This window comes from Haloferula sp., assembly GCF_049672945.1.
Lineage (GTDB): Bacteria > Verrucomicrobiota > Verrucomicrobiia > Verrucomicrobiales > Akkermansiaceae > Haloferula.
On sequence record NZ_JBATWY010000236.1, the window covers coordinates 55,277 to 77,809 of the forward strand.

The window sequence follows — 22,533 nt, forward strand, 5'->3', positions numbered from 1 at the left end:
TGCCGCAGCCGCCGGCACACTTCTTGCCACTTCCTGCTGCGAGAGCACCCCTGCTCCAGCCGCTCCAACCTACGTGGCTCCGTCCAAGTAATTTAGACGTTTTTCGCTCCGATTTCGATCGGATAGCGAATATGACTCAAAGCGGGGTGGACTGATTGCCGGTCTACCCCGCATTTTTGTGGACCTAAGCCACCAACTTCATAAAAACCGATCATGATCCGCGTTATCGCCGCCATTTGTGCCACCACTTTCCTTTTCCTCGGTACCTCTTGCATGTCCTGCACAAGTGAGCCTGAGGCACCTGGACTTCGCCCTCTTCCAAACTTCCAGCAGCTTCCAGCCGCTGCCGAAGTGGAATACTCCAAGTAAGGGGTCCACGTCCGGCGACCCCGGATTCTCTCGAAAGCATCGTCCACCCCACGTGGTCGGTGCTTTTTCGTGCCCCCTCATCCGGATCGACAGCGCCTGAATCGCCTTCAATCCCGGAATTCTCAAGCGATCCTCACGGTGGGTCGGCCACCTCGCGCGATCCCGCTTTGACATTCCGCGACCTCTGAAGCAACGTGCCCGCCCGCCGCACGGAATGCGGCTTCATTACCATGGGCAAGAGCCTCTACCAAAAAGTCTGGGATACCCACGCAGTCGGCAAACTCGCCGATGGACGCACGCAACTCTTCATCGGCACTCACCTGATTCACGAGGTCACTTCGCCCCAAGCCTTCGGCATGATGCGCGACCTCGGACTCAAGGTGAAATACCCGCGTCGCACCTTCGCTACCATCGATCACATCGTCCCGACCATTAATCAGGACGCCCCGCAGGACCCGCTCGCCGCGGAAATGATGGCAGCCCTGCGCGAGAACGCCGATGACTTCGGTGTCACCTACTTCGACCTCGCCTCCGGCAAACAAGGCATCGTCCACGTCGTCGGACCCGAACAAGGAATCACCCAGCCCGGCACCACCATCGCCTGCGGCGACTCCCATACCGCAACCCACGGGGCTTTCGGCGCGATCGCCTTCGGCATCGGCACCACTCAAGTGCGCGACGTGCTCGCCACCCAGACCATGGCCATGGAACCGCTCAAGGTCCGCCGCATCGAGGTCAACGGTGACCTCGGACCCGGCGTCTACGCCAAGGACGTCACTCTTCACATCATCCGCAAACTCGGTGCCAAGGGTGGCATCGGCTACGCCTACGAATACGCCGGCGATGTCTTTGACCGAATGACCATGGAAGAGCGCATGACCGTCTGCAACATGGCCATCGAAGGCGGTGCCCGCTGCGGCTACGTCAATCCCGACCACAAGACCGTCGAATATCTCCGCGGTCGCCCCTATGTCGACATGTCCGACTTCGATGCCACGGCTGCCCGCTGGCTTTCCTACGCCTCGGATGCGGACGCGCACTACGACGACATCGTCAAAATCGACGCCGCTGACATCGAGCCAACCGTGACTTGGGGCATCTCACCAGATCACGGCATCTCCGTTTCCGAAAACATCCCCGACCCTGCCGCTGCCGCCACTCCGGAGGAAAAGGCCAGCGTCGAGGAAGCACTCGCCTACATGAAGCTGCCCGCCGGCACCCCGATCAAGGGCGTGAAGATCGACGTCGCCTTCATCGGATCCTGCACCAACGGTCGCCTCTCCGACTTCCGCGAAGTCGCCCGGTATCTCAAGGGCAAAAAGGTGGCCGGCAACGTTCAAGCCATCGCCGTTCCCGGCTCCCAGATCGTCGATCACCAGTGCCGCCAGGAAGGTCTCCACACGATCTTCGAAGAAGCCGGATTCGAATGGCGCGGAGCAGGCTGCTCGATGTGCCTCGCCATGAACCCCGACAAACTCGTCGGCGATCAGGTCTGCGCCTCATCCTCGAACCGCAACTTCAAAGGCCGTCAAGGGTCCCCCACCGGGCGGACCATTCTGATGTCGCCTGTCATGGTTGCCGCCGCCGCCATCAATGGCGGGGTCGCCGATGCCCGCGAGGTCTTCGACATGTCGGGCTCCACCGCCGCCGCCTGACCCCCTCGCCCACGCTCCTTACCGTGAAGCCATTCACCCGCCTCCTCAGTTTCGGCTTCCTCGCAATCGCCGCCACCGGAGCCGTCAACGCTGAGGAAAAGAAGCACCCGGACAAGCCCCTCCTTTGGAAAATCGAAGGCAAGGGTATCGAGCAGCCTTCATGGCTCTTCGGCACCATCCACATCGGACAGGGCCCGATCGCCAAACTGCACCCGGCGGCCGACAAGGCCTTTGATGGCTCGGACGCGGTCTATACCGAAGTGCCGATGGATGCGGCCACCCAACTCGGCCTCGCTCAGCATTTCATCCGCAAGGACGGCAAGACCCTGCAGGACGCCATCGGTGTCGAGCTTTCGAAGCAACTCGACGCCGAATTGAAGACCATCAACCCGGCCCTCGACTCCACGCCCTTCCAATCACTCAAGACCTGGACCGTCGCCGTCACCCTCCCCATGCTCGAGTTCCAGACAACGGGATCGAAAGCACTCGACACGATCCTTTGGGAGCGCGCTGCCCGTTCTAACAAAACCACCGGAGCCCTCGAAAAACCTGAAGACCAGTTCGGCATCTTCGACGACCTCACCGAGGAGGAACAAATCATTTTCCTCTCGGAAAGCGTCCGCACCCAGAAGGAAGCACGCGAGGCCGGAGAAAACCCCACCCAGGCGCTCGTCGATGCCTATATCCTCGGCGACGACGTCAAGATCCAGGCCGAAATGGAAAAGCAGATCACCAAAATGGCCGAAGGCGATCACAAGGAACTCGGAAAAAAGCTGCTCAAGCGACTCTTCGATGATCGCAACCGGAACATGGCCAAGTTCATCGCCGACAAACTGGCCACCGAGCCCGACACCCCCCACTTCTTCGCCGTCGGCGCCGGACACTACATCGGCAAAGACAACGTCGGCGAACTCCTCACCAAAAAAGGCTATAAGATCACACGCATCAGCGAGTAAGCATCACTCCTCTTTTCCCACCAACCTCCAACCTAGCATCATTCCCATGGCCCTCGAGAAAATCACCTCCCTCAGCGGTCGCGCCGTCTACATTCCCGGCGCTGACATCGATACCGATCGCATCATCCCGGCACGCTTCATGAAATGCGTCACCTTCGATGGTCTCGGTGAGTACGCCTTCTACGACGTCCGCTACAATCCAGATACCGGCGAGAAAACGGATCACCCGCTCAATGACTCGCGCTTTGACGACGCCACGATCCTCATTGCTGGCGTCAACTTCGGGTGCGGTTCCTCCCGCGAGCACGCCCCTCAGTCCTTGAACAAGTACGGCTTCAAGGCCGTCATCGCCCAGTCTTTTGCCGAAATTTTCTTCGGCAACTCGACCACCCTCGGCATGCCCTGCGTCACCCTCACCGCTGATCAGATCGACCAGCTCAAGGAAGTCGTGAACGCCGACCCGACCGTGGAGATCAGCATCGACCTCGAAAAGCTGCAGGTCCGCTCATCCACTGGTCTCGAGTTCCCTTGCGAAATTGCCGAGTCCGCCCGCGACGCCCTTACCGCCGGTCGTTGGGACCCGATTCAAGAGCTCCTCGATAACGACGCCAAGATCGAGACGACCGCCGCCAGCCTGCCTTACGTTTGAGCCATGACGAAGGGCCGTAGCTGCTCTTTGGAACATCCTGGAAGGCAGGGAACGGTGTCCAATTCCAAGGCCCCTACGCGGGGGACAAGTGCCGCGGATGGATCGAAGATCCAGCCCCTTTTTCACCGCCAAGGCGCGAAGATCGCCAAGTTTTGATCTCTTTGAAGCGGGTGATGATTCCATTCTTGGAGCTTATCCGGAGGTTCTTTGCGATCTTGGCGTCCTGGCGGTTCAATTTCTGATGCCCACTGGATGGTTCGCTCAGTCTCGATCGCTTGCGCAGGGACACTGGTCCAATCACCCCTTCTTCTTCGACTTCTTGAGCTCACTCAGTTTCAACAAGCCCTTTTTCCGCTGCGCGTGAGTCAGCGCAATCTCGCTCTCAATCTTGGCGCGCTCCACAGCGTCCTTCTCGTCCTCAAGTTTCGCGACCAATGCCTTCTCGTGCTTCTTGAGCTTCTTGATGACGTGCTTGAGAAAGGCCTTCTTCTCCTTTCGCTTCCTCTCATCGGAACTCAGGAAATCCATCGTCTTCTCGGCGATCTTACGGATGTTCATCGGTCGTGCTTCCTGGCTCGGGGTTGGCGTTTGCGAGTGCTTCAGCGACTTCACTTTCATCAAGTGAGACACTCATCTCCGCTTCACGGACGGATCTCTCACTCGTCGAAAAGAGAACCGTGCCCATCTCTACCAGATTTTTGGTCACCTGATAGGCGTATCTGCTGTCGTTCATCAACGAAATCGTCACAGAAGGACTGATCCGGTCCTCACGAATCAACTCACCCATCCGCACACTCAAGTCGCGGTCATACTGCTTCATTTCCAGCTTCAAACCATCGAGCGAAAGAATCGCACTGGAGTCGTCGCCCCGCTGTCTGACGCCATCAAGCACACGCAGCACGGTGGCGAGATTCAGGCTCAGCTTTTCATACTCCTCGCGGATCTCGCCCTGCGAACTTGCGACGTGATGGGAAAGGTTCTTCTGGAGGTGCTTGATGCCCTTGATCGCCTCCACGATGTCATGCCCGGCCGCGCGCAGCGAGAAGAGCTCGCTGGACTGCTCCGGCGTCATTTCCGTCTGAAGGCGGCTGATGAACTCCACAATGTCGCCATAGAGCCCTTTGACGTTCTCATTGTAGCTCTCGTCAATATCAATGGTGATCGGCTTCCGCTTCCTGCGGACTATCTCTTCAAGATCCCCATCGCCAAGAATCTCCTCGAGCGACAAGCCCAAGCCCTTGGCAATGACATCCGATGCGTTGTCATAAAGATGAAGCGTCTCCTGCCGCACGGCCTCGATCGAGGCATCGAGCAGTCCGAACTTGGCCCCGTGCAGGTAGCGGGGCTGCGCCGCCGAGCGGACTTTTCGGCGGATTCCTTTCTCAAGAAAGTAAACCATCGGTTTGATGAGGGGCAGCATGATCAGGATGCCAAGCGCGTTGAACAGACTGTGGAAGACGGCGAGCTTGAGTGTGTAGTCTTCCTTCCCAATCCCAAGCCAGACGCTGATCTCATCCACCACATGGGTAAGCTTGTAGATCAGCCCAATCGCCACCAACCCGGTGACGAGATTGAAAATGAGATGCGCGGCGGCGAGGCGACGTCCACTCACATTGGCACCAATCGCTCCAAGAATGGCGGTGACCGTGGTTCCGACATTGGCACCAATCGCTAGCGCGAGCGCATTCTCATAAGTGATCTGCTTGGCAGCGAGCGCCGTGATGATCAGCACCAGCGTCGCATGGCTGGACTGCATCACCACCGTCGCGAGGAGCCCGATCAGCGCGAAAAGAAAGACCCCCGGGTAACCACTCACCGCGAAGCGCGTCAGATCAATGGTTTCACGAAAGGCATCGAAACCCTCCTTCATGTGATGAATGCCGAGGAAGAGAAATCCGAGTCCACCGAGAATCATGCCGAAGCCCTTGGTCGCCCGGCTTTTCTGAAAAACCAGGATGATCCCGAAGGCGAGCATCGGCATCGCGTAGGCGGCGATGTTCACCTTGAGCCCGAACCCCGCGACCAGCCAAGCCCCCGTTGTGGTACCCAGATTCGCCCCGAAAACAATCCCAACCCCCGCCGTGAGCGTGATCAGCCCGGCGGATAAAAACGAAATCGCAATGATCGAAACCAGCGAACTGGACTGCATCAAGGTGGTCGAAACGATCCCGAAGCTCAGGCTCTTCCACAGCTTGTCCGTCGTCTTCCGCAGCAGACTCTCCAGCATGCCCCCGGTGAGCGAGCGGAAGCCCTTCTCAAGCGCCAGCATGCCGAACAGGAAGATCGCGACACCCGCAGCAATCTCCTTGAAGTCCGGACTAAGCCAGAACCCAACAGCCAGAATCGCCAGTGTGGTGAACAGGAGAACTTTCTTAAACAAGGTGCCAGAATCTATAACCCCGCTCTGCCGCCGCATCAATCATTCGAAAACGGGAAATCGGCCACATCGAGGATCCAAGCAATGGGCAGAAAGCCGCCCCCCTTTCGCCCAGTGAGCGAATCGAGCAGATTCCAAGGTGAACCACATCGCTCCGTAAAACGTCGAATTTGACCGGCGGGATACTCGTGATCTAACCGGGCTCAATTGACGGGTAAAGGGTCTTGAGCTTGCCCCCGAAGGGCAGGAGAAAATCAACGAATTCAGTCTGGTTGGGTGCGTTTCGCAGCATCTCAGGTGCAAGGGTTTGCGGTGCGAGAATACCAAATCCCTGCACCTTCCCACCAGCAATTCCCGAAGATCATAAGGACCTTCAGGCAATCACGAGTTTTTCATGAAACCCGAAGTATGCTTGGCTGAACCCGGTTGTCTGAGAGCGTGAAACTTGGCCCCGGAACATTGGCTCGCCCAAAAAACTAGACTCGCTGCCCTTGCTTCAGGTCGAGGAAACGCCGCACGGCTGCAATCCGGTTTTCGACCCCGAGACGCTGAAAGACCGCTTCCAGATGTTTTTCAACCGTGCGCGGACTGATATCGAGAATGATCGCCGCTTCCGCACTGGTCTTTCCTTCGGCAATCCAGTCCATGATTTCCTTCTGCCGCTTGGTCAGCACCGCATTTACCGCATCATCCGAGTTTACGGGAGTGCTGCCTGCAAGCGGAGCCGCAAGGAGCACCTCACCGTCGGCTTTCGGCACCGCATAGAGTGGCAAGGGACCACCTCCGAGATCGACCTCCAACGATCGGAAGCTTGAGACGACCGGATCGATCCAAGCCTTGTCCATTTCTGCGGCAATCATTGCGTAGACCTCGTCATCGAGCTTACGAAACGGCTCATCAAGACCCCACCATTTCTCCGAAAGGCGAAGCGCCAGAAAGTTCATGGGCAGCAACTCCTTACTAAGTCCCAAGGAGAACAGTGAAGTAGGTGCTGCAGCGCCCGATCCGAGCAGGAACTTCCGGAACTGCGCTTCGAGACTCTGGCTGGAGATCCGCTCCAGCACCGCCCTTGCGGTGAAAAGCACGGCATCGAACACCTGACGGTCTTCCTTGGTAAAAATCCCCTCCTCCCGACAAACAAACAGCAAGGTACTACGTCCCCAGCAAGTCGACAGGCGACCCGCCACGCTGTCGTCCGCCTGCATCGGTTGAGGCAGCCCGCGATTGAATTCCGAATTCCGGTATTCCCCTTCCTTGAGGTAGTCACTCGCGGCGAAACCAAGATTCCCCGGACTCCTGAGATCAATGTTGCCAAGCAAAGGATGCTTTGGAAGAAGGCTCGCCACACACTCGAAGTCGCCCCGAGCCACTTCCGAGCTCGGACTGTTTCCAAGAATTTCGAGCAGCACCGGACCATCACCTACCAAGGCGATTGTCGCATGGTCATTGGTAAACTGCCGGGGCAGATGGTTTGATAAAAGGTCCGCCACCTCCTCGAACGAACTGCTTTCGTGAAGAGACTGAACCAATGAAAAATAGGAGCTTCCTAGCATGACTAAATAAAAGGGCGCGACATGAGATGATTGCGTATTTTTCCGTAGGTATCAACACGCATTGTCGTTATTGCCAGCAAGTGCGAGTGATTGAGCGCGCAAACGACGGGGCTTTGGATCGGAGGTCCACCTTTTGCTTGTGTGTTTTCTGGGGGGAAAACAGCCCTGCCGGTTTCAAACCGGCAGGGCTATTCTTTGAAGTCAGGCGGTGATTTTATTTCCGCTTCTTCCTCAGAAAGGCGGGCACATCGAGATCTTCGCCCTCAAAAACGCTTGGGCTGGCCCCCTCAAACCTGCCACGCGGACCACCTTCAAAGCTCAACTCCGCCTGGGGATCTCCCGTTTTCGGGCTAAGCTTTTCCACCACCTCATCATCAGGATGCTCCAGATCCTGATCGAAGATCTCGTCTTCTCCCGACCTCGGCTTGGCGTAGTTTCGCTTCGCCGCCTCAGCTTTATTCAGTCGTGGCAGCTTGGATCCCTCGGGCTTCGCCGGGACCTCGGACTCGGCGAAGGGTGCCTCGTCATCAATGGTCAGCTCGACCGGTTTCTCCTCATCGTCAGCTGCCGATTCTTCGATTGCTTTGGGTTCGGGTTCAGGTTTGGGCTCAGGTTTGGGCTCAGGTTTGGGCTCAGGTTTGGGCTCAGGAACAAAACCTGAAGGTTCTTCCTCATCTTCAGCCTCCAACTCTTCCTCGAACTCCTCAACTTCTTCAGGCTCGTCGGACTCATCCTCCGAAAGCCACGCTTCGTCTTCCTCGGGTTCCGGATCTTTTTCGGCCGGAGGCTCGGGCTCCTTGACGAAGTCGATCACCTCAGATTCGGGCTCGTCCTTTTCTTCGCTCGCATCAAATCCCACGCTGGGCTCAAGACTTGCCACCTTTGAAGCAGCAACACTTGCCCGAGTTTCCTGCGGCAGCGTTTGGCGCAGTCTTTCCTCGGGCAGCGAACTCACCAAAGTGATGCTCAACTGATCGCTCATGCTTGGATCAATCGCGGCACCAAACAGCACATGCGCTTTCTTCGGCACATACTTGCCGAGGCTCTCCATCAGCAACTCGATCTCGAACAAGGTCAGATCCTCGCCACCACAAAGATGGACCAGAACGGTCTCCGCATCTTCAAGCAGGGCACCCTCGTCAAGCAAGGGACTCGAAAGGGCATTTCGCAGCGCCTTCTGCGCCCGGTCCTTGCCGCGGGCGATGCCCGATCCGAACAAACAACGCGAGCGTGTCGTCCGTAGGGCGCTCATCAGATCATCGAGTCCGATGTTGATCAGGCCCGGACGCACCACCAGCCGGATCACCGCCTTGATGCTTTCAGAAATCATCCGGTCCGCAGCCGCGAAAGCTTCGTGAATCCCCTGCTTGGCGAGCACCAGTTCGCCCATCCGACTGTTGTCGAAAGTCACCAAGGCGTTCGAAAGCACCGCCAGTTCGTTGAGCGCCGTTTCAGCCTGTTCACGCCGGCGACGCCCTTCAAAGACAAACGGCATCGTGGCAAACATCACCACGAAAGCTCCCTCTTCGCGCGCGACGCGAGCGACGATCGGCGCCGCACCCGATCCAGTGCCGCCACCGAGACCGACACAGATGAATACGATCTTCCGGCCCTTCAGCGCCGCTCGCAGTTCGTCCTCGGCTTCAAGCACCGCCTGATTCCCGAGATCCGGATCGCCTCCGGTTCCCAGCCCCTTGGTCAGGTTGCGACCGAGTTGGATGCGTTCACCGGCGACGGAGCCGGAAAGGGTGCGAATATCGGTATTGAGTGCCAGCAGCTCGGCACCGTCGAGGCCATCGAGGGCCACGCGGTCAAGCATGTTGGCACCGGCACCGCCGAGGCCCACGATCTTCACTGAAGAAGTGGGAATGGTGTTCTGTTGGTCTTGTGGGAATTCAATCATGGTATCATCGGTCAGCGGGAGAAAGGCCACAGTCGGCTCAGCAAACCACGCTTTGGCGCGCGCTCGCTTTCGACAATCTGGGCATAACGAATCAGCCCGAGGGCTGTAGTAAATTGGGGGTCCTTGAAACTTGCCTGCACACCGCTCAACTCCGGTGGCTCAGGGCGGTAAATATCCCGCCCGAAAACTTCATACGCCAGCTCGCCAAAGCCACGCATCAGACTGGTGCCGCCCGCCAGGAACACACCGGTTCCCACCTTCTCCATCGCCCCCTCCGGCAGCCGCGCCAGCAGCAGGCGCAGGGTTTCTTCAAGACGCTGGCGGATGATGTCGTTCAACAACTGCCGCTTCACCTCTGCATCCGAAAACCCTTTTTCATCCGACACCTTGGCCGTGCCCACCGAGCGCGCCGGATCACCCGAGGCATCGCCTTCCCGCACCTTCAGGATCTCCGCCTTCGAAAACGGCAAGCCCGTTACCAAATGAATGTCGTTGGTAATGTGATCACCGCCCACCGGGATGCAGCCGGTCGCTTCCACCACCCCGTCAAGATACAGCGCGTAGTCAGTCGTCCCACCCCCGATATCAATCACCAACGCCCCACGCTCCCTCGCTTCCCGATCCAGCGCCACCTGCGCGGTCGCAATCGGAGAAAAGACCAGATCATCGACATCCAACGGCATCTCACGGACACATTTGATCTGATTCTCAATGCGCGAGCGAATGCCGTGAACGATATGAAAGTCAGCGTCGACCGTCTTCCCGGACAAGCCGATAGGACTGCTCGCGTGCTCATAACCATCCACTCCGAAGCGACGGATCACATGGTGCAGATAAACGTGATCCGCCGGGATCGCGACCGAGCGGGCAATCTCCTTGGCTTCGTTCACATGTTCCGGATCGATCGAGTCCTCACCATCAGGCAGACGGAAGCTACCCCGATTATTCAGCCCCTGGATATGAGCTCCCGTGACGGCCAGAAAAACCGAACCCACCTCCACGTCACTGGCATCTTCCGCCTTCACCAGCGCGTCCTTCACGCAGGCACGGACCTGGGGAAAATCGTAGATCTCACCCTTCCTTACCCCGACGGACTTGCTCTGGCCGACCCCGAGGATCTTGACCGAGCCATCCGACTTCACCTCACCGACCACCATGCAAATCTTGCTGGTTCCGATTTCAAGTCCGACGTGAATTTTGGTGCGAGCCATGGTGGATTTACCTAAAGAAAAAACTGGGGATCAGCGGTCGAGTAGATGGTTCAAATCAGGGTCGATTGCTGGACGAACCTCGACAGGGGGCGGTTCGACCAGAATGGCCTTGGGCGGCGGAGCTTCCTGATAAGTGACGGGCAGATTGCGGGAGCCGATCAGGGTGATCGTCGCAATCCGCGCCCCCTTGTCACGCGCATGCTGGACCGCGGCAAGCAAATCACTCATCTGACGCTTCAGATTGTCGTGCCCGAAGGTCACCTCCATCCCGTCACGCGTCGTCATCCGGCTCGCCCACGACTTGTGCTGCCAGATCGTATCGATCCAAAGCTCGGCGTCCGGTGTGTAGGCCCCGGCCGCCGAATAAAGTCTCATTCCGCGAACGAAATCCGGATGATCCACTCTCGCTCCTGCCTTGAGCGGTTGCCCGCCGTCACCAAGCGCAATCACTGGCAAAGCCAGCGCTTCATCATAGATTCCGCGCGGACAGGGAAAAGCGATCCCCGAGCGGTCCACCAGCAGACCGGTGATCCGATCACGAGGCATGATGCCTGCGCCCTTGTTTGCCACCCAGAGCATCGGCTCCCGGACCTTGAGATCAACAAACAGCGTCCCTGGAAATTCGCGCCGCACATCGACGTCGGAAATCTCAGGCAGCGCCCGCAAGCGCCCCTCGATCTCCGCGACATCACAATCGAACAAGCTTCCCGCAGGATCGATGCCCGCCACATTCAGCAACCGGATCTCATCCACCGCCGGATTCTCCGAAAGCTCGATCCGCTTCAACATGAACTCCTCGTTCTCCACCAAACCATGCTGAACCCCCAGCCAGACCGCATAGCCAAGCGCACCCAGCAGGGCGAGCCACAGGGTCATCCTGAAGAGCTGCGCCATCGCATGCCGCACATCGAACCAGAAAATCCGCGGCGACATGACATTCGCCTTCAGCATCTTCACCTGATGCCGGTTGCGTACTTTAGATGTCTTGCGCTTAAACATAGTTCATCTTTTACCCAAAGCCAAACTCAACTCAGCGATCCGCAGGCACAGAGCGGTGAAATCCATCCCGCTTGCCGCGGCACTCTTCGGCAGCAGGCTCGTCTCGGTCATCCCGGGAATCGTATTCGCTTCCAGCACGAAGGGATTCCCCTCGTCGTCCAGCAGCACATCAACCCGCGAATAAACCTCCACACCCAGCGAGCGATGCGCTTCCAACGCCGCATCCTGCACGGCGCGGGTCGTGGCCTCATCCAGCGCGGCCGGACAGAAATACTGGCTTCCCTGCGCCCCACTCAACCAAGGGTACTTACTAGCCATATCGTAGACCCCATCCGGTGGCACGATCTCAACGACCGGCATCGCCACCCCGTCCACCACGGCCACCGTCAGCTCACGGCCCTTCACGAACTGCTCGACCAGAATCTCATCGCCATATTTCGCGGCATCCTCCATCGCTGCTTCCGCCGCAGCCGCATCCTTGACAATGTGGACCCCGACACTCGAACCCTGGCACGGAGCCTTCACCACGTATGGCAGCTCCATCTCCGGCATTTTCACGCCGGAGGAAACATCGATGATTTCAGAGGCCGGCGTCGGCACCTTCGCCTCGAGGAATTTCGCCTTCGCCAGATTCTTATCAAAAGCCACCGCACTGCTTTTCGAACCCGCCCCAGTATACGGCACACCCCGCTGCTCAAGGATCGACTGCAGTTGGCCGTCCTCACCAAAGGTTCCGTGAATCACGTTGAAGGCCAGCCCCGTGCCCTCCGGCAGGTCAAAATCCGCGCCCTTCACATCCACACCTTCCACACGCAGCCCGGCATCAAGCAGCGCCTTGAGCACGGCTTTTCCCGAAGCAAGCGAGACGTCCCGCTCGGATCCAGGCCCGCCCATCAGTACCGTAATTAGAAGATTATCAGGTAACATGATCAGAATGTATTTTCGTCTTCACCGATGATTTTCACTTCGGTCTCCAGTTCGATGTTTCGTTCGCTCCGCGCCTTCGACTTGATTCGTTCGATCAATCCCAGCACATCGCCCGCCACCGCGCCACCGCGATTGACGATGAAGTTCCCGTGAACATCCGAGACCCCCGCCTTGCCGTTCTCGCGGCCCTTCATTCCCAGCTCATCGACCAGCATCCCGGCCGGGGTCTCCACCGGGTTCTTGAAAATACAGCCGGCACTCGCCGCGATCGGCTGACTCTTCCGGCGCTTCGCCCGTGATTCGTCCCACTTCGCCTGGATGTTCTCCGCCGTGTCCTGCTCTCCTTTGAAAACCGCCCGCAATGCGAAGTTGCGTCGCAGCTCCTGCACGTTGCGGTACTCGGCGGTGATCTCATCACGACTCCGTGTCCGAATCTCACCATCCTCGTCGAGAAAAGTCACACTCACCACCTGATCGAAGGTCTCGATCCCCATCGCACCGGCATTCATCCGCAGCGCACCACCGACATTGCCCGGAATGCCTTCCATCCACTCAAAGCCACCGATCTCCGCTGCTTGAGCCACACTCGCAAGCTTCTTCAAGCGCACGCCCGCACCGGCGACCACATGGCCGTCGTCGTCGACATAACACTCGGCAAACTCGCCACCCGCCGGATGAATCACCGCACCGCGGATGCCGCCATCGCGAACCAGCAGGTTGGAGCCGCGACCAACCACCCGCACCGCAATGCCACGCTCGCGACAGTAATCCGCCGCCTCCGCAAAGGCCTTGAAAGTATGCGGCTCAATCCAAAACTGCGCCGGCCCGCCGACCAGCATCGTCGTGTGACGCCGCATCGGCTCATAGAGTTTCACCGAGATCTCATCTTCGGACTGCCCGCCGACAATCTCCTCGAGGATCTTCTGGTCCCGGGCAATCTTGGTTCCGGGCTCGTGGATGTTCCCCGCGCCCAGCGTGATCAGCATATCCCCATCGTCCAAGGCATTGCCAACCTGATGGTGGGCGCTTTGAAGATCGGGAACCGAAGTGACCGGAATCTTTCCATGCTTTCGAACCGCATCGACAATCGTCTGCCCACTCACCCCGGGAATCGGCTGTTCGCTGGCAGGATAAACATCGGTGACGAAAACCTCGTCCGCCGCGGCAAGCACCCGGCCGAAGTCGTCCGCCAGCGCCTGAGTCCGGGTAAAACGATGCGGCTGGAAAACCACGACCACCCGCCCGGGCTTCAATTGGCGCGCCGTCTGGAGCGTCGCCGCGATCTCGGTTGGATGGTGGCCATAGTCATCGACGATCCGCAGCTTCTTCGAAAGATACTTCGTCTCAAAGCGACGGCGCGCACCCGCAAAGGTATTCAGGGCCCGGGATACCAGAAGGAAATCGGCACCGAGACGATCGCAGGTCGCGATCGCCGCCAGCGCATTCAGCACATTGTGGCGACCCGGAATCCCAAGCTCCACCTCACCCAGCCTCTCACTCCCGTGAAATACGGCAAAGGCCGTAGCTCCTCGCAATTCACGGATCTCGGTAGCGGTATAATCGCAATCCGCCCAGCCATAGCTGACCGATTGCTCGCGCTCCGCGCAAACCGAGCGAGCGCCTTCGTCCTCACCACAATAAACCACCGGCCCGCTCGTTTGCGAAAGCAGTGTCCGAAACACCTCCTTGATCTCATCGAGATTGCGGTAGTGATCAAGATGCTCGGCCTCAATGTTCAACACGATCGAACAAGCCGTCCGATAGAGCGCCAGCGTGCCGTCGCTTTCATCACCTTCCGCCACCATCCATTCGCCATCATCCGACCAGCGTGCATTCTGACCCAGCACCGGAATCTCGGCACCCACATAGTGACTGGGACGGAATCCCGCCTCCCGCAAGGCGTGCGCCACCATCGCCGAAGTAGTCGTCTTCCCGTGCGTTCCGGAAACGATGATCCCCTTGCGGGTGTTGAGAATCGCCGCGAGGCACTCGGCCCGTCGCAGCAAGCGGATCCCCTGCTCCTTCGCCGCCACCAGGGCCACATTGTTCGGCCGGATGGCGGAGGAATAGACGACCGCATCCGCACCCTCCACCGCCTCGGCGGTGTGCGGCGAGGAAAAGCGCAGACCAAGCCCCTGCAGGCGCTCGGTCTCACCACTCGTCACGCGATCCGAGCCACTGACCCGGTGACCCATACCCATCAACAACAACGCCAGACCACTCATGCCCGAGCCAGCCACACCCACGAGGTGGATCCGCAGCGGCTTCGACAAATTCGTCAGTCGTTGGGAAAGTTCGTTCATTCAATCACCTTCAAAATCGCTTCACAGACCTGGTCCGCGGAATCGTTCACCGACAGCTTTCGAACCGCATCCGACATCTGCTTCCGCTTTCCGGGTTCCAGCATCTCCCCCACCCGCGTCGCCAGCTTCTCAGAATCCAGATCCGCTTCCTGCTCAAGATAAGCCGCACCCGCTTCGGAGAACACCTTCGCATTCCAGGTCTGGTGATCGTCGGCCGCATAGGGAAACGGCACCAGCACCGAAGGCAGGCCCAGAAAGGCCAGTTCGGTCATGCTCGATGCCCCGGCCCGGGCGACTACCGCATCGCTCACCGCGTAGGCCGACGGCATGTCATCGCAAAATCCCAGCACCTTGTATCCTTCACGCTTTCCGGCCTGATCGATCACCCGTTGCTCATCGCCCGGACCCGCAATGTGCAGCACCTGGACGCCATCTTCAAAAGCCGCCTCCGCCACGATCGTGTTGAGCCTCCGCGCACCTTGGCTCCCCCCCATCACCAACAAGGTCGGCTTCGAAGGATCCAGGCCAAACTTTGCCGCAGCTTCCCCCCGACTCGGCAGACATCTCAACTCCTCGCGCACCGGCGTTCCGGTCAGCACACACTCGGATCCCGAAAAGTGGCTGCGTGCCGCCTCCAGTCCGATGAACACCTCGCGGCACCAACGCGCCGTCAAACGATTCGCCTTACCCGGCAGTGCATTGGAATCATGCACAAACCCCGGCAGCCCGGACTTCTTCGCGGCATAAACCGGCGGCAGCGAAGTGAAGCCCCCCATGCCCAACACCGCATCCGCACCAAAGTCCTTTAGAATGACCCGGCAGCGGCCGATCGTCCGCCACAACCCCCAGAGAAACGGCAGCATCTTCGGCGAAAAAGTCGGTGGTTTCACCGCGGCCGGAATCGTCTCAAAGCGGTACTGCGAATACTTCCGCGACGCCTCCTGATCGATTTTTTTCTCGGACACCAGCAGCACCACCCTGCCGCCACGTGCCGCCCAAGCCTCCGCCACTGCGAGGCCGGGAAAGAGATGTCCTCCCGTGCCACCGCAGGCAATCACCAGCCCCGGTTGCCCGCCATTCGATTCCATGTGTGTTGTCCCGATAACTCCCGGCGGTGCCATTTCCGCCAAGAACTGCCCGAAACATGCAACATTTCCTAAATATCAAGCAATCCCCAAAACCCAAATACTGCGGGTTTTTACGCTTTTTCGAGCGATCTCGCCTTTCGAAGCCTCTCAGCGGCATGGATTCCCTCCACCCCGCATCGGTCTCACTTCCCCTCCTGAATCTCCTGCCCACAATTCCAACAGACTTCGAAATTGCCCGGGTTGATCTCACCACAAGCACTGCAGGTCAGCTCCGTTGTCACGGCCTTCTCGGAAGACTCAATGAAGCCACGCAGAAGTTCAATGGCGCGGTCCTTGTCGGCCGGGTCCAGAATGCACAGCGCCGGCAGGAAGACAGGAATCGAGACCTCGGTGATCGCGAGCGTGTCATTCCTGATAAAGGTTTTGATTCCCTCCGACTCCAGAATGCTCTGAAAATGTCCGATCCGGGACGAATCCCGATCACGATAAAGTTCGATCATCCCAAGACTCATACAAGCGCCCGTGTCCGAATCGAGAGAGAAATACGGTCACCCGCGATTCGCCATTTGTTTGCGGAACAGCGGCACCAACTCTTCATCCATCCAGGCAAAAGCCGCATCAATGCCATCTTTCCTGTAGATCGCCCCGATCTTCGCCTCCACCCGCGTCGGGTTTCCAAAAGCACTCAGGAAATCGTTCGAAGTCAGCCGGGTGAACCATTCCCCATCCATCGTGCCCCGCTCGCGCAGCACCCAGTTCCTCGCAAACAGCGCCAGCACGGCATCCCCAATCCACGCGCTCTCGCGCTCCGCCCGTATCTCATCCTTGGTCATCGCGGCGGAAACCTGTCCTCAAGGGGCCGGCGACGCCAGTTTTTCCATCCGCCTCCGCTTCATCTCGGTCCGCAGGCGCTCTTCAGACTCCCCATCCCAGTAGCCCGGTTGAAGTTCGAGAAAGATACTAGTGTACGGCAGCGCCGTAGTCGTCCGCAGCACCAGCACATCAAAGCTTTTCTGCGCATCCTGAACCAAAGTCATCAGCGAATCCTGATCCAGTTCCGTAAACTCGTGACCGTGGAGCGCCTCATCAAGCACTTCGCGATACCCATCGATCCCAGGCGCGAAATCGTTTTCAACCGCACGCATTTCGCGTGGAATGAAGATCCGTGGACGAACGTGCTCGGTCCGCTCCAGAGTCCTCAAGACCTCGTCAAGCACCACCGGGATCGGTTCGTAAGTGTTCACTTGGCGGGTGCCCGGCCGGGAATGCGCAGGAAAGGAGGCCTCCGCGATCACGATCCAGTTCCGGTAGCCCAATTGTGCCGTCTGCACTTCAACTGCCGCCTTCCAGCCATCCTTGCTCGTCAACCCGCAGGTCGTCAGCAGCAGCAGGATTGGCATCGCCGTCAGGTTATGGAAGAAGCGTTGCACCGCGCTCATTAAAGAGTCGTCAGACTCTCACTGTCAACGAGAGCCACGCAACCCTCCTCGGATTCAGATCTCTACTGGACAAGCTGCCCAGCCATCACACGATCAACCATGAGCTCACCCATCCTCGTCATTGGTGGCAATTCCGGCATCGGATTGGCCAGCGTGAAACACCTCCTCAATCATGAGCGTACACTCATCGCTGCCGCCCGCCACTCCGCCCCACTCGAAGAACTTGGCATCTCGACCCTGCCCTTTGATGCCGAAGCGCCGGCCCTCGAAGCTTCACAGCTTCCCGAGCGTCTCTCCGGTCTCGTCTACTTTCCCGGCACGATCTCGCTGAAACCTTTTCATCGCATGAATCCCGAGGACTTTCTCAAAGACCTCCAAATCAACCTCCTCGGCGCCGTGCACGCCATCCAAGCCGCCCTGCCCGCGCTCAAACAAGGCGCTCCCGCATCAATCGTCCTTTTCTCCACGGTCGCCGTCGCGCAGGGCATGCCCTTTCATGCTTCGATCGCCGCTGCGAAAGGCGCAGTCGAAGGTCTGGCCCGCTCGCTGGCAGCCGAACTCGCACCCCACATCCGCGTCAATCTGATCGCACCCTCGCTCACCGACACCCCGCTCGCCGGTAGTCTGCTCGGCTCGGAGGCCAAGCGCGAGGCCTCGGCAAAACGTCATCCCTTGCAGCAAGTCGGCGACCCGGACGACATCGCCTCACTCGTCTCCTTCCTCCTTTCCGACGCCTCGAAATTCATCACCGGCCAAACCCTCCGTCCGGATGGCGGACTCTCTTCAACCCGACTCTTCGCCTGATGAAATCAATCACCGCCTCCGAGCTCTCCACCATGGACAAGCTCGCACGCGTCCAACTGGCCACCTCCCTTCCCGGCCTCAAACCCGTCGCCTTGATCGGAACCATCAATGCCGAAGGGCGGACCAACCTCGCGCCCTTCTCAAGCATCGTTCACCTGGGCTCCAATCCCGCCCTGCTCGGCATGGTCACTCGTCCCGACGTCGTGGAACGCCATACGCTGGCCAACATCATCGATTCCCGCACTTGGACCATCAACCACCTCACGCCAGCCATCTATGAGCAGGCTCACCACTGCGCCGCCCGCTACCCGGACGAAATCTCCGAGTTCGAAGCCAGTGGTCTAACACCGCACTTCGAGCAAGACATCCCCGCCCCCTTCGTCGCCGAGTCACCCTTGAGGATCGCCCTCACTCTTGAAGAGCTGATCGACATCGCCACCAACGGCACCAAGCTCATCGTCGGCCGGGTCACCCTGATCCAGTGTCAGGATGGGCACGTCATGGACGACGGCTCGCTCGATCTGGCCGCCATGGGATTGGTCGCCTCCACCGCCCTCGACACCTACTTCACCGTGTCACCGCTCGGCCGGCTTCCCTACGCAAAACCCCGCAGGTAAGCGCGCGATAGCGATAGCTCCTGATTTCCAAAGAGCGTTCACCACGCTTGCTTTGCCTTTCCAACCTGCGAAGCTTCGCGAATCATGCAGTCCCGACCATCGCTGAAACTCATTTCCGCCGCTCTAGCCTGCGGCCTCGCCCTTCCCGCCTGGGCCGACAAAAGCGCCCTCGAGCCGCAACTGTCGGATCCTTATGAATTCGATATCTCCCGGTTCATCGATGTTCTCAATTTTCGAGCCGTCTACTCCAGCGGCATGGAACTGGACAATTCGCCGGTCGAGTTTGATTTCACGGAACTCAGCCTTGCAGCCTTCCTGACCAAGCCGCTCAAACTTGGCGGTGACTGGTCCGCCATTGCCTATCTCAACTTCGAGGCCTCACAATTCGAGTTCGACGGCAACCCGCCCATCGGCACCGTCATTGATGACATTGAAAGCGACCTCTACCGCATCGGCGTTCCCATCGTCGTCTTGAATACCTCAGCGAACTCACCCTGGTCCTATGGAGCCTGGATCAGTCCCTCAATCTCATCGGACTTCGACCATGTCGACTCCGATGACTTCTTTCTCGATGTCGCCATCGCCGCCGCCTACCAGGTGAATGACAAGCTGCTCGTTGGCGGGGGCGTCTTTGCCTCGGACATCCTCCACGATCCCTTCGTGATTCCGGGAATTGGCTTCGTTTGGACTCCCCGCGAAGACTGGCTTGTCTCCTTCTACGGACCTCGTTTTGTCGCCCGGCGCGACATCAACGACCGCAATCAGATCGGCTTCGAAATCACAAATAATGGTGGCCTGTGGAACATCGACTCGGGGAACGCCTCCAGAAGACTGGACTTCAGCTCGTGGCGCTCCGGACTCTACTATCGCTACAACGTCGCCGGCGAAATCTGGCTTCATGCGGCGGCCGGCTTTACCTTCGCCAATGAACTGCAGGTTCAAACCCGCGACGGTACCGACCTCTTCCCCAACCAACTCGGCGATGCCGATCCCTCTCCCTACGTCTCGCTTGGCATCAGCCTCGCGCGCTGGTAGACGATCCGACACTCCGCTTTTTCAGGCTGCCCACGATCGCGGGCAGCCTTTTTTCGTCAAGTCAGCGGTCCTTCTTGCTGTTCTGAATCGCCTCTTTGATCGGGCGCGTCACCACATAGCCACTCTCAACCGTCTGCCCGCCTTGCGTCACAGTGCGTCTGGTAAGGCAGCCGCTCAGAGACAGCAGTAGAAGGACTAGAGCGGAAAGTCGGGCAATGGAGCGAACGTTCATGGGCAAGAAAGGTGGACTCGAGACGTTAACGCCGCCCTACCTAGATGGGGAGGTCAAAATTTCCATGCCTGAGGCAGGGCGATCAAGTTAGGGAGAGGAGTCTTTCGGGGAGTGTAGGCCGGGCCTGCAGCTCCATTTGCCATTTGGGTCAGTCAAGGTTTTCAACTCTTCAGGTGGCTACAATGGTTCCAGTAGACCATCAAGCTTGCAGGCTGCAGAAGTTCTCACTGCCGTGTCGTAGCCTACGGATCCAGTAATGGATATGGGATTGATTTCAGAAAGACACTTCATGACGCGAGCTCTTTTCGTACCTCAACCGAATCCGGCACCCGTTCGTGCTACCATCCGACCCACCGCCTGGCCCGTCGCAAAACAGGTGCCCATCACCCGAATGGACGCCTGTGCCTCGTGATCGCAGGAAATGCAGCGCCCGGCCACATACAAACCATCGACTCCCGCCACCCGCAAAGCCCCGGACGGAATACCGGACGCCTTCCCTCCCTCCGGATAGCGCAGCTTCGGCCCACGATTGGTTTCACGTAACTCAAGCGGCCAGGTCGCCAAGGCAACTTCGTCTTTGCACCTCTCCCCGGCCAGGATCTCGGCACCTGTTAGGATGACCTCTCCCCGATATCGCCGGCTCTCCCTGACGCCGGCCCGCGCAGGCCAGTGAGAAACATAGGCCATCCCCCACCCCTCTTGATGCTTCCTCAAATAACCCAGCACCGCATTCGTCACGGTTCGCCCGCTTTCCTCGAGCGCGGAAAGACAGGCTGGATCGGTCGGATCATAGCCACCGGTTTCTTCACCTGATAGATCCAGCGTGCCGAAGACCTCCCCGCTCCGGCCACTACTGCGGAAATGCATGCCGAGCGACGACTTCGGCAAATCACCCGATCGCACGCCTTCCACCAGCCGACCACTCAAAGCCAGCCCCTCCAGCTCCCCCACCACGCCCTGAATCCCGCTCACGTAGGCCGGCCTCTGCAGGCGATCCGCCGCCACCCGATCATCCGGCAAACCGAGCATCGCGGCTCCGACGGCATCGCCACTCGCGTCGATCACCGCACCCGCTTCAATTTCACGGATCTCTCCCCGACATGCCACCTTCGCCCGCCATCCCGGCTCCAGCGAAATCACATCCGAGTGAAACAATACCTGCACCCCACTTTCACGCAGCATCTCATCGGCAATCCGCGCGAACTCAACAGGATGCTGCGGTAACACCCACACACGACCCATCTTCACCGGTCCGGCACCTGTCGCCATTTCCATCCGGTCTGCAAACTCCTCCGGTAAACCCGGATTCGCATGTCGCGCCTCATCACCATCAATGAAGTAAAGTCCGCAAAAGGTATGCACGAGCGACGCCGTTCCCATGCCTCCCGCCATGCCATGGCGTTCGACCATCACCGTTTTCATCCCCGCTCGCGAAGCCGTCACGGCCGCAGCCAGTCCGGCACTGCCACCGCCGATCACCAGAACATCAACTTTCATCCCTTGGTATTGATGGTTACCGCCATACTTGTCGGCGTCCCCAGCGCCTCCCGGCTGGCATCCCCTACACCCAAGGCCACACCAAAGCGCTCCTCAATCACCACGATCAACTGCATCACCGCCATCGAATCAAGACCCGCCTCAAACAAGTCCACCTCGACGCCACAGTCCGACGGCAGCTCAAGGATTCCCTCCTCGCGCAGCATCTCCAGTACCCCCTCGGGTTCACAGCGGACCTTCATTTCGCAGAGCATTCTCCCAATCCCGGCCGGGATCAAGACCCGGCACGTCACAACCTCTTTCCAATCTCAACAAAACCTCAGCAAGTTCGCCAGGAAACACACAACCGCTGCCACCAACGCTGAAAGCTGGCCTCCTTTCCATGGAATGCTCTCAGACAGTTAAGTCCTCACCGTCTAAGTTTCCCTCCGCCCTGCCGAAGGGCCGGCTGAACTGAAGGCATCGGACGTGTCGCAGGACGCGTGCTCGGCATCGAGGGCCTCGTCGACGGACCGCTTGGCCGGGTCGTGGGATAGGGCGTCGGCTGAATGGTCGGCGGTCTTCCCTGGGGAGGACGAGTGCTTGGCGGCTTTGCAATCGGATGCTCAGGCTTCGGTTTTCCCCCGTGAGGCGGACGAGTAGGCGGCCGAGTAGGTGGACGCTGATAAGGCGGCCGTCCATAGGGCGGACGCACGACCACGTAGCCGTAGTTCGGCCAGTAGCGGTAGTAGTGCCCGCCGTTCACCCAGTAGCTGACTCCCCCAATCATTGCCACGGTGTAACCCACCGGCACCGTCTGACTTACATACCCTTCCGGCTGCTGCTCGTAGTAGTTGGTGCAAGCAGTCAGGAGAAGGGAGGAAAGTCCAACGATTGCGCATCCGAGGAACTTCGTCATCAGGGAAAAATGACTCACAAC

22 protein-coding genes are annotated in these 22,533 nt (G+C 58.9%); 6 read left to right on the forward strand and 16 right to left on the reverse strand.

Translation table 11 applies throughout. From position 1 onward, the window contains the following. The first annotated feature begins 599 nt into the window (after positions 1-599). The 3 genes from leuC to leuD are packed head-to-tail and all read left to right on the forward strand — an operon-like array spanning position 600 to position 3,629. Complete coding sequence (leuC, locus tag WBG04_RS20655; RefSeq protein ID WP_424316654.1) at positions 600-2,024, forward strand: 3-isopropylmalate dehydratase large subunit; 1,425 nt, start codon at positions 600-602, stop codon at positions 2,022-2,024. Positions 2,025-2,047: 23 nt separating this feature from the next. Continuing rightward, entirely contained in the window at positions 2,048-2,980 is a 933-nt protein-coding gene (locus WBG04_RS20660; RefSeq protein ID WP_424316622.1) for a TraB/GumN family protein, read from the forward strand. A gap of 46 nt (positions 2,981-3,026) precedes the next feature. After that, positions 3,027-3,629 carry a 3-isopropylmalate dehydratase small subunit gene (leuD, locus tag WBG04_RS20665; RefSeq protein WP_424316623.1) on the forward strand — a complete coding sequence of 201 codons (603 nt, stop codon included), beginning with the start codon at positions 3,027-3,029 and terminating at the stop codon, positions 3,627-3,629. 297 nt (positions 3,630-3,926) lie between these two features. Here leuD and WBG04_RS20670 read toward each other — a convergent pair whose 3' ends face one another. From WBG04_RS20670 to WBG04_RS20725, 12 genes are all read right to left on the reverse strand, one after another. Next, on the reverse strand, positions 3,927-4,187 hold the full coding sequence (locus WBG04_RS20670) for a hypothetical protein (RefSeq protein WP_424316624.1): 261 nt from the start codon (positions 4,185-4,187) through the stop codon (positions 3,927-3,929). Further along, positions 4,174-6,009 (reverse strand): Na/Pi cotransporter family protein, encoded by a 1,836-nt coding sequence (locus tag WBG04_RS20675; RefSeq protein ID WP_424316625.1) that lies wholly within the window; start codon positions 6,007-6,009, stop codon positions 4,174-4,176. Before WBG04_RS20675 ends, WBG04_RS20670 begins: the two co-directional genes overlap by 14 nt. Before the next feature lie 473 nt (positions 6,010-6,482). Beyond that, positions 6,483-7,559, reverse strand: a complete 1,077-nt coding sequence (locus tag WBG04_RS20680; protein WP_424316626.1) for a response regulator transcription factor — start codon at positions 7,557-7,559, stop codon at positions 6,483-6,485. 214 nt (positions 7,560-7,773) lie between these two features. Beyond that, a complete protein-coding gene (locus WBG04_RS20685; RefSeq protein WP_424316627.1) occupies positions 7,774-9,462 on the reverse strand; it encodes a cell division protein FtsZ in 1,689 nt (562 codons plus the stop codon). 11 nt (positions 9,463-9,473) lie between these two features. Then, complete coding sequence (gene ftsA / locus WBG04_RS20690; protein ID WP_424316628.1) at positions 9,474-10,673, reverse strand: cell division protein FtsA; 1,200 nt, start codon at positions 10,671-10,673, stop codon at positions 9,474-9,476. Between the two features lie 30 nt (positions 10,674-10,703). Then, positions 10,704-11,672: a cell division protein FtsQ/DivIB gene (locus WBG04_RS20695; RefSeq protein WP_424316629.1), complete on the reverse strand. Its 969-nt coding sequence runs from the start codon at positions 11,670-11,672 to the stop codon at positions 10,704-10,706. A 3-nt stretch (positions 11,673-11,675) separates the two neighbouring features. Then, complete coding sequence (locus tag WBG04_RS20700) at positions 11,676-12,599, reverse strand: D-alanine--D-alanine ligase (RefSeq protein ID WP_424316630.1); 924 nt, start codon at positions 12,597-12,599, stop codon at positions 11,676-11,678. A 2-nt stretch (positions 12,600-12,601) separates the two neighbouring features. After that, positions 12,602-14,902, reverse strand: coding sequence for a UDP-N-acetylmuramate--L-alanine ligase (murC, locus tag WBG04_RS20705; protein ID WP_424316631.1), 2,301 nt, complete (start codon positions 14,900-14,902; stop codon positions 12,602-12,604). After that, entirely contained in the window at positions 14,899-15,990 is a 1,092-nt protein-coding gene (murG, locus tag WBG04_RS20710; protein ID WP_424316632.1) for an undecaprenyldiphospho-muramoylpentapeptide beta-N-acetylglucosaminyltransferase, read from the reverse strand. Before murG ends, murC begins: the two co-directional genes overlap by 4 nt. 182 nt (positions 15,991-16,172) lie before the next feature. Then, positions 16,173-16,490, reverse strand: coding sequence for a DUF2007 domain-containing protein (locus tag WBG04_RS20715; RefSeq protein WP_424316633.1), 318 nt, complete (start codon positions 16,488-16,490; stop codon positions 16,173-16,175). Between the two features lie 48 nt (positions 16,491-16,538). Next, complete coding sequence (locus WBG04_RS20720; protein ID WP_424316634.1) at positions 16,539-16,823, reverse strand: hypothetical protein; 285 nt, start codon at positions 16,821-16,823, stop codon at positions 16,539-16,541. An 18-nt stretch (positions 16,824-16,841) separates the two neighbouring features. After that, entirely contained in the window at positions 16,842-17,429 is a 588-nt protein-coding gene (locus tag WBG04_RS20725; RefSeq protein WP_424316635.1) for a hypothetical protein, read from the reverse strand. A gap of 99 nt (positions 17,430-17,528) precedes the next feature. Here WBG04_RS20725 and WBG04_RS20730 point away from each other — a divergent pair, with 99 nt between their 5' ends. The 3 genes from WBG04_RS20730 (at position 17,529) to WBG04_RS20740 (ending at position 19,885) form a co-directional block, all read left to right on the forward strand. Continuing rightward, the gene (locus tag WBG04_RS20730) at positions 17,529-18,233 is read left to right on the forward strand and encodes an SDR family NAD(P)-dependent oxidoreductase (protein WP_424316636.1); all 705 of its coding nucleotides are present in this window, start codon (positions 17,529-17,531) and stop codon (positions 18,231-18,233) included. Then, a complete protein-coding gene (locus WBG04_RS20735; protein ID WP_424316637.1) occupies positions 18,233-18,850 on the forward strand; it encodes a flavin reductase family protein in 618 nt (205 codons plus the stop codon). Before WBG04_RS20730 ends, WBG04_RS20735 begins: the two co-directional genes overlap by 1 nt. An 84-nt stretch (positions 18,851-18,934) precedes the next feature. After that, entirely contained in the window at positions 18,935-19,885 is a 951-nt protein-coding gene (locus WBG04_RS20740; RefSeq protein WP_424316638.1) for a DUF6268 family outer membrane beta-barrel protein, read from the forward strand. Between the two features lie 61 nt (positions 19,886-19,946). Here the strand turns inward: WBG04_RS20740 and WBG04_RS20745 are convergent, their stop codons facing one another. From WBG04_RS20745 to WBG04_RS20760, 4 genes are all read right to left on the reverse strand, one after another. Then, positions 19,947-20,117: a hypothetical protein gene (locus tag WBG04_RS20745; protein ID WP_424316639.1), complete on the reverse strand. Its 171-nt coding sequence runs from the start codon at positions 20,115-20,117 to the stop codon at positions 19,947-19,949. A gap of 312 nt (positions 20,118-20,429) precedes the next feature. Further along, the gene (locus WBG04_RS20750; protein ID WP_424316640.1) at positions 20,430-21,614 is read right to left on the reverse strand and encodes an FAD-dependent oxidoreductase; all 1,185 of its coding nucleotides are present in this window, start codon (positions 21,612-21,614) and stop codon (positions 20,430-20,432) included. Beyond that, positions 21,611-21,856, reverse strand: coding sequence for an acyl carrier protein (locus WBG04_RS20755; protein WP_424316641.1), 246 nt, complete (start codon positions 21,854-21,856; stop codon positions 21,611-21,613). The genes WBG04_RS20750 and WBG04_RS20755 overlap by 4 nt, the downstream gene beginning before the upstream one ends. A 167-nt stretch (positions 21,857-22,023) precedes the next feature. Next, complete coding sequence (locus WBG04_RS20760; RefSeq protein ID WP_424316642.1) at positions 22,024-22,512, reverse strand: hypothetical protein; 489 nt, start codon at positions 22,510-22,512, stop codon at positions 22,024-22,026. Positions 22,513-22,533 lie beyond the last annotated feature (21 nt).

What these genes read in the sequence shown, in the direction of transcription:
- leuC (WP_424316654.1), top strand. Translation starts at nt 600, where the DNA reads ATGGGCAAGAGCCTCTACCAAAAAGTCTGGGATACCCACGCAGTCGGC.
- leuD (WP_424316623.1), top strand. Translation starts at nt 3,027, where the DNA reads ATGGCCCTCGAGAAAATCACCTCCCTCAGCGGTCGCGCCGTCTACATT.
- WBG04_RS20670 (WP_424316624.1), bottom strand. Translation starts at nt 4,187, where the DNA reads ATGAACATCCGTAAGATCGCCGAGAAGACGATGGATTTCCTGAGTTCC.
- WBG04_RS20680 (WP_424316626.1), bottom strand. Translation starts at nt 7,559, where the DNA reads ATGCTAGGAAGCTCCTATTTTTCATTGGTTCAGTCTCTTCACGAAAGC.
- WBG04_RS20685 (WP_424316627.1), bottom strand. Translation starts at nt 9,462, where the DNA reads ATGATTGAATTCCCACAAGACCAACAGAACACCATTCCCACTTCTTCA.
- ftsA (WP_424316628.1), bottom strand. Translation starts at nt 10,673, where the DNA reads ATGGCTCGCACCAAAATTCACGTCGGACTTGAAATCGGAACCAGCAAG.
- WBG04_RS20695 (WP_424316629.1), bottom strand. Translation starts at nt 11,672, where the DNA reads ATGTTTAAGCGCAAGACATCTAAAGTACGCAACCGGCATCAGGTGAAG.
- WBG04_RS20700 (WP_424316630.1), bottom strand. Translation starts at nt 12,599, where the DNA reads ATGTTACCTGATAATCTTCTAATTACGGTACTGATGGGCGGGCCTGGA.
- murC (WP_424316631.1), bottom strand. Translation starts at nt 14,902, where the DNA reads ATGAACGAACTTTCCCAACGACTGACGAATTTGTCGAAGCCGCTGCGG.
- murG (WP_424316632.1), bottom strand. Translation starts at nt 15,990, where the DNA reads ATGGAATCGAATGGCGGGCAACCGGGGCTGGTGATTGCCTGCGGTGGC.
- WBG04_RS20715 (WP_424316633.1), bottom strand. Translation starts at nt 16,490, where the DNA reads ATGATCGAACTTTATCGTGATCGGGATTCGTCCCGGATCGGACATTTT.
- WBG04_RS20720 (WP_424316634.1), bottom strand. Translation starts at nt 16,823, where the DNA reads ATGACCAAGGATGAGATACGGGCGGAGCGCGAGAGCGCGTGGATTGGG.
- WBG04_RS20725 (WP_424316635.1), bottom strand. Translation starts at nt 17,429, where the DNA reads ATGAGCGCGGTGCAACGCTTCTTCCATAACCTGACGGCGATGCCAATC.
- WBG04_RS20730 (WP_424316636.1), top strand. Translation starts at nt 17,529, where the DNA reads ATGAGCTCACCCATCCTCGTCATTGGTGGCAATTCCGGCATCGGATTG.
- WBG04_RS20735 (WP_424316637.1), top strand. Translation starts at nt 18,233, where the DNA reads ATGAAATCAATCACCGCCTCCGAGCTCTCCACCATGGACAAGCTCGCA.
- WBG04_RS20740 (WP_424316638.1), top strand. Translation starts at nt 18,935, where the DNA reads ATGCAGTCCCGACCATCGCTGAAACTCATTTCCGCCGCTCTAGCCTGC.
- WBG04_RS20745 (WP_424316639.1), bottom strand. Translation starts at nt 20,117, where the DNA reads ATGAACGTTCGCTCCATTGCCCGACTTTCCGCTCTAGTCCTTCTACTG.
- WBG04_RS20750 (WP_424316640.1), bottom strand. Translation starts at nt 21,614, where the DNA reads ATGAAAGTTGATGTTCTGGTGATCGGCGGTGGCAGTGCCGGACTGGCT.
- WBG04_RS20755 (WP_424316641.1), bottom strand. Translation starts at nt 21,856, where the DNA reads ATGAAGGTCCGCTGTGAACCCGAGGGGGTACTGGAGATGCTGCGCGAG.
- WBG04_RS20760 (WP_424316642.1), bottom strand. Translation starts at nt 22,512, where the DNA reads ATGACGAAGTTCCTCGGATGCGCAATCGTTGGACTTTCCTCCCTTCTC.